The sequence below is a fragment of the Shewanella electrica genome, assembly GCF_022321485.1.
GTDB classification, from domain to species: Bacteria; Pseudomonadota; Gammaproteobacteria; order Enterobacterales; family Shewanellaceae; genus Shewanella; species Shewanella electrica.
The window spans coordinates 1-274 of the sequence record NZ_JAKOGG010000258.1 but is presented as its reverse complement, the minus strand read 5'-3'; the positions used below and the strand labels follow the sequence as shown (position 1 = coordinate 274).

Here is a 274-nt window from a genome sequence, read left to right as displayed (position 1 = left end):
AGCAGCGCCTCCTCACTCGAAGTGGAGCGCAGTCGGGGCCGGGCGTGTAGTCGGATCAGCCGCCGCCATGGCGATCAAATTTCTGGAAGTCATCAAGCCATTCTGTGTCATCTTGCCGGAAATTCAGAAGCCAGAGAGAAAGATTCAGTTTAAGGAGAAAGTTCTGTGGACAGCCATCACCCTCTTCATCTTCTTAGTATGCTGTCAGATCCCCCTGTTTGGCATCATGTCTTCAGACTCAGCTGACCCGTTCTACTGGATGCGAGTGATTCTG

The 274-nt window shown here is 52.2% G+C and carries 1 protein-coding gene; it reads left to right on the top strand.

Annotated elements, in window-relative coordinates; all coding sequences use genetic code 11:
- Positions 1-67: 67 nt before the first annotated feature.
- On the top strand, positions 68-274 hold a 207-nt coding region (locus tag L9G74_RS24130), incomplete at its 3' end, for a SecY/SEC61-alpha family protein (RefSeq protein ID WP_238898617.1).